Raw genomic sequence first — 5178 nt, forward strand, 5'->3', positions numbered from 1 at the left:
TATATATTATAAGTAAATATAATATAAATTCATATTTTAATTTATTAAGTTGAATTTATATTTATAAGATTTAGTTATGTTTATGAAATATTTTTTCTAGATCCAAGATTCCGTCATTTGTGAGTGAATTTAGAATCTTTGTAACTGATTCACTTGCATTCTCAGCTAGTTGTAAGTATTTGTAAATTTGATCTAGACATTGGCTTGTTTCATTGCATTTTACCATCTCTTTGTAGGCATAGGTAATATTATCATGTACATCTTTGTGGACTGGTTCGAGTTTGACATAGTTTGGATAGTGGCTAAATAGCTCTTTGCCACGGCCTGATTCATACCATTTACCCAAGCGACAATTATGATGGTCGCTAAATTTCTCATTCATATTTTTATCAAAAATTGCTTTATAACCCTTAACTTTAAATAGCAGGTGATCAAGCTTTACTAGGCTGATAAATATCGTAGATAGCGCCTTTTGAGAGTTAAAATTTATTGTATTTGATAGCTCATGAACATCATCCATTGTCTCATTACGACTAGCCAAAGAGCGCATATGTTCTACTACATCATCAGTAGCAGATTGCATTTTAGCAAAATTTTGTTGAACTATTGCCATATTCATCTCGATCTCTTTTGTAGCTTTTTGAGTTCGCTCAGCTAAATTTCTAACCTCATCAGCTACTACGGCAAATCCTCTACCATGCTCACCAGCACGAGCCGCCTCAATAGCGGCATTTAATGCTAGTAAATTTATTTGATCAGATATATCAATGATTAGTGAAATTACACCAGAGATAGAGACAAAATCTTTTTGTACTTGTTCTACTGTCTCATGAAAATCTTGCAATCTATCCTCCATATGGCTTAGTCCCTCTAGGAGCATATCTTGAATTTTTATAGTATTTTTTTGATTTTTAGCTGATAGCTCTTGGGTATCATTTAACAATGTAATAGAGTCGTTAAATTCGCTTTGAAGTAGATTTAAATTTGATACGCAGCTATTTGTCATACTCATTGTAATATTATGAAATGCTTCATAGTAGTTAGATTTTGGGTTTTCTTGGAGTGCTTTTATCTGCTCTTTTAACTCTTTATTGGTTTTTAAGAGTTCTTGATTTTGTATTCGTAGTCGCTCAAGCTCATCGTTTAAAGATATGGGGGGGGTAGTAGCGCTTTTTTTAGTGAAGAATTTGAACATTTTTATCCTTTTTTATGTTTTTTCTTAATAAATTATGAATTAATTTTACATAAATTTGGTTAATATATTCTATTTTATTATGAAAGATATGATAAAATCAAAGTTTTAAATTTAAACTAAGGAGAAAAGCATGGAAATACCAGTACTTGACCTAAGTGAGCTAGATAGTAATCAGGATAAATTTATAGCTGATTTAAAGGCAGCATTTACTACTTTTGGAACATGTTATTTGATAAATCATGGTATTGATTTAGATCTTTGTAAAGAGCTTCAAAGGCTTAGTAGAGAGTTTTTTGCTCTTAGTTTAGAACAAAAAGAGCAAATTTCAATGCTTAATTCTGCGCAATTTCGTGGCTATTCAAAAGAGGGCGGTGAGTATACAGCTGGCGGAATGGATTATCGAGAACAACTTGATGCTGGCAGTGATAAAGAGGCTTTAAATTGGGATATAAGCTCTCCTATTTGGATGAGAATTCAAGGCCCAAATTTGTTTCCTAAAGAGATTCCAGAGCTTAGAACTGTTTTTAATGAGTGGTTTGAACAAACAAGTGCGGCGACTTTGAAGCTTTTAAAAGGTTTTGCTATTGCTCTTGAGTTGCCACAAGACTCTTTTGATAAGCTTTATGGAGAAAATTCATATGCTCATGCTAAATTATTACGCTATCCGCCAGCTTTTGATGGTAATACTCAAGGTGTTGGATCGCATAAAGATGGCGGGTTAATAACATTTGTTTTACAAGATAATGAGTCAGGATTGCAAGGCTTGTTAAATGGTGAGTGGATTGATGTGCCGCCAATGGAGGGTTCTGTGGTAGTAAATATTGGTGAGTTTTTAGAACTTGCGACAAATGGATATTTAAAAGCTACTATTCATAGAGTAAATTTGACGCCTAATGAGAGGTTTTCTACTGCATATTTTTTAGGTGTTCAGCTTGATAAAGATATACCGATTTTAGAGCTACCAGAGCATTTAAAGCGTGAGAGTACTGGAGTAGATACTGATCCTAAAAATCCACTGCTTAGAAATGTTGCAGAAAATTATTTTAAAAGGATGGTTAGATCGCATCCAGATGTGGCTAAAAAGCATCATAGTGATCTAATTGATAGGTTTAGTTTTTAAATTTAGATTGATTAAACTTTAAAGCATATCTGATTTGGATATGCTTTAAGTAGATCTAGATTTATCGAACGATATGTATATATTAATTTTGAATAAATTTATTGATTTAATGCAAATTTTAACTCATCTGGAATAGCATATAATGTCTCTTTATTTAGTGTTACTGCTACTTGCGTGGTACTAGCCTTGACTATTATTTGGTTATCTTTAGATAGTAGGATATAGTTAAATTTTAAAGTAATATCACACTCAACACGCCTAATCTCCACTATAAAATCATCATTAAAATATATAGGATTTATATACTTTAAATCCATCTTGATAATTGGTAGGGCAAAGCCTCTATTTTGCATTTTAATATAGTTAAAATTTAGCTCATCAAGTAGCCTGCAACGATCCATTTCTAGATATTTTACATAGTTTCCATGCCACATTACACCCATAGGGTCAGCATCAAAAAATTCAGCTTTAAATTCATATCTTCGTTTTAACATCTTGATTCCAATAATCGTAAAAATTAAACCACAATTGCGGATTTTTTATAACTCTTTTTTGGAGTGAATTTATATATAATTGCATTAGCTTTGTCGTGTTTGATATTTTATCTTTACCTAAATTTACTACTCCATCTGGATTTTCATCGGTGCGGCTGATAGTCTCTAGCTCAACTTTGTATTTATTACCTATACGCTCGCACCATAATAGATTGATTCTAGTCTTTAAAATTCCAGCTATTAAATACGCCCCCATAGGAAAACAACAACTCTTTCCTAAAAAATCAAGTTTGATATTTTTATCATTTGCTAAAGCTACTCTATCACCCATAATTCCTATATGTCCACCACTTTCTACTATCTTTTCTAGTTCAATAATGGTGCTAAAGTCAAGCGTATCGATAAATAAAATTTTTAGCTTATTTTTGCTAATCTTATTTATCATTTCCATAAAATTGCTAGAATTACTTTTGTAGGCTAAAATGACAATTGTTAGTTTTGAGAATGAATTTGATAAGGCACGAGCAATCTCAATATTTCCATAATGACTAACAAGCAAAATTGAACCTCTTAATCCACTTCTTAGTTCGCTATTTAGCGTATCTATATTTACTATATCAAGGTCGCTATATTTGATTTTATCCTTCCAAACGGCGATTTTATCACAAATTGCAATACCAAATTCATAAAAATTACGATAGATTTTATAGTTTTCTTTGATAAAATTATCATGTTTTTTATTGCTAAATTTTGCTATTTGAGCATAAAACTCTCTTAAATTTTCCCTCTCATCTTTGGATATTAAAAAGTATATAAGAGTTACAAAAAATATAGATATTTTAAGCAAAAATCTTGGTAGTAAATTTACTAAATTTATAGTTAAATTTAGCCAAAAATATCCAGCTTTTTCTTTTCTTTGCCACCAGTTTTTAGCCATTTTTGCCCTTTTTAAAATATTTATCGAATGCAAATTTAGGCAGGCTAAAAAAGTGCTTAGCATGCATTTTACTAATTAACAAATTATCTCTTAAAGCTTTAAAATGAGATATCCCTCCATCATATTTGACCAATACATCACACCATTTAAAGCAAATCCCAGCCTTATATGCTAAGAGTAAGATATCTATATCAAAATCCATTCTATTACTTTTACATTTTATAAGCAGTGGATATATTAGCTTTAATGGATAGATTCTCATTCCGCACATTGTATCTTTTATATCGCCACCTAAAGTGTTAATATATACCCAAAAACTAGTTATTTTTCTACCATATAGTCTAGATTTTGGAGCATCCATTCCATATATTGGATTTGCACAAATTATTGAGTTTGGATTTGATTTTGACAAATTTAAAATTTCATCAATCTTGCCTAGTTCGTGCTGCATATCAGCATCAATTTGAAATATATGGGTATAATTTTGCTCATTAGCTAGAGTTAATCCACTTTTAATAGCTGCACCTTTACCGCCATTTTGTGTTCGTGTTAAAATCTGAGCATTTAAGTTTTTTAGAGCGTTTTTAGCATTTTGATCTGAGCCATCATCTACTATTATAATATCAATATTATAACGCTTTAAATAATTGCATAAGCTAGCAATTGTATCAGGATGATTGTAATATGGGATTAAAAATGCAAATTTCATATTCATTGGGCGATCTTTAACCTACCATTTGCGCACTCTTTATCATTAGCAAATAGTGTAAAATATAGTTTATTTGGAGTTATTTTAATCTCTAAGTTTGCCATATCGCATGGACGTAGAAAATTTGTAAATTTAATACTCTCTACTTGTGCAATAGACTCGCTATGGATTTGTAAATACTCTTTAATAACATCAAATACAAATCCTAACTGAACAAACCCAGGAACAAGAGGGAAATTTAAAAAGTGACCGTTAAAATAAAAACACCCTTCATCTATGTATGCGCTAGCTTTTAGCAAATCTGACTCTTTTGAAATTAAGTTAAATTTAGGTTTTATCTGCTTATTTATAGAGGCTAGAAAGTCGCTTTTAGGTATTTTGCCTTGATTATTTATAGGAAGGCTTGAGCGTATATAAAAATATCTAAGCTTATTGCCATATTTGTTTTTAACTATAGAGCTTATCTCATCTACTATAGCTTTTTTACCTTTAGCTTTATAGAGTTTTTTACCCTCATCACTTAAAACTAAAATAGCTGCTAAACGCTTGTATCTATCATCTTGGGCTATGGCTACAGTATTTATAAGAGGGCTTTGTTTGATTAGATTTTCTATACCATCTAGGCTTACTCTGCGGTCGTGAAGTTTGATTATTCTATCATATCTACCAATAATTTTAAAGCTATCTTTGTTAAATTCTGCGCAATCATTAGATATAAATCCA

The 5178-nt window shown here is 30.9% G+C and carries 5 protein-coding genes and 2 pseudogenes; 1 reads left to right on the top strand and 6 read right to left on the bottom strand.

The genetic code is table 11. The annotated features are described in order from the left end of the window. Positions 1 to 70 precede the first annotated feature (70 nt). Together J6V67_RS03710 and J6V67_RS07820 are read right to left on the bottom strand one after the other, a co-directional pair. Positions 71 to 520 carry a CZB domain-containing protein gene (locus J6V67_RS03710; protein ID WP_291858953.1) on the bottom strand — a complete coding sequence of 150 codons (450 nt, stop codon included), beginning with the start codon at positions 518 to 520 and terminating at the stop codon, positions 71 to 73. Next, positions 500 to 1195 (bottom strand): annotated as a pseudogene (locus J6V67_RS07820) (methyl-accepting chemotaxis protein); the annotation flags it as partial. The gene J6V67_RS03710 and the pseudogene J6V67_RS07820, both read right to left, overlap by 21 nt. Positions 1196 to 1325: 130 nt before the next feature. Between J6V67_RS07820 and J6V67_RS03720 the strand changes: the two are divergent. After that, positions 1326 to 2315, top strand: coding sequence for a 2-oxoglutarate and iron-dependent oxygenase domain-containing protein (locus J6V67_RS03720; protein WP_291858941.1), 990 nt, complete (start codon positions 1326 to 1328; stop codon positions 2313 to 2315). 98 nt (positions 2316 to 2413) lie between these two features. Here J6V67_RS03720 and J6V67_RS03725 read toward each other — a convergent pair whose 3' ends face one another. From J6V67_RS03725 to J6V67_RS03740, 4 genes and pseudogenes are all read right to left on the bottom strand, one after another. Continuing rightward, complete coding sequence (locus tag J6V67_RS03725) at positions 2414 to 2809, bottom strand: thioesterase family protein (RefSeq protein ID WP_291858943.1); 396 nt, start codon at positions 2807 to 2809, stop codon at positions 2414 to 2416. After that, positions 2790 to 3746 (bottom strand): hypothetical protein, encoded by a 957-nt coding sequence (locus J6V67_RS03730; RefSeq protein ID WP_291858946.1) that lies wholly within the window; start codon positions 3744 to 3746, stop codon positions 2790 to 2792. Before J6V67_RS03730 ends, J6V67_RS03725 begins: the two co-directional genes overlap by 20 nt. Continuing rightward, positions 3739 to 4461 carry a glycosyltransferase family 2 protein gene (locus J6V67_RS03735; RefSeq protein WP_291858950.1) on the bottom strand — a complete coding sequence of 241 codons (723 nt, stop codon included), beginning with the start codon at positions 4459 to 4461 and terminating at the stop codon, positions 3739 to 3741. The genes J6V67_RS03730 and J6V67_RS03735 overlap by 8 nt, the downstream gene beginning before the upstream one ends. Further along, positions 4458 to 5178, bottom strand: a pseudogene (locus J6V67_RS03740) (hypothetical protein); the annotation flags it as partial. The pseudogene J6V67_RS03740 and the gene J6V67_RS03735, both read right to left, overlap by 4 nt.

The sequence above is a fragment of the Campylobacter sp. genome, assembly GCF_017646085.1.
Lineage (GTDB): Bacteria > Campylobacterota > Campylobacteria > Campylobacterales > Campylobacteraceae > Campylobacter.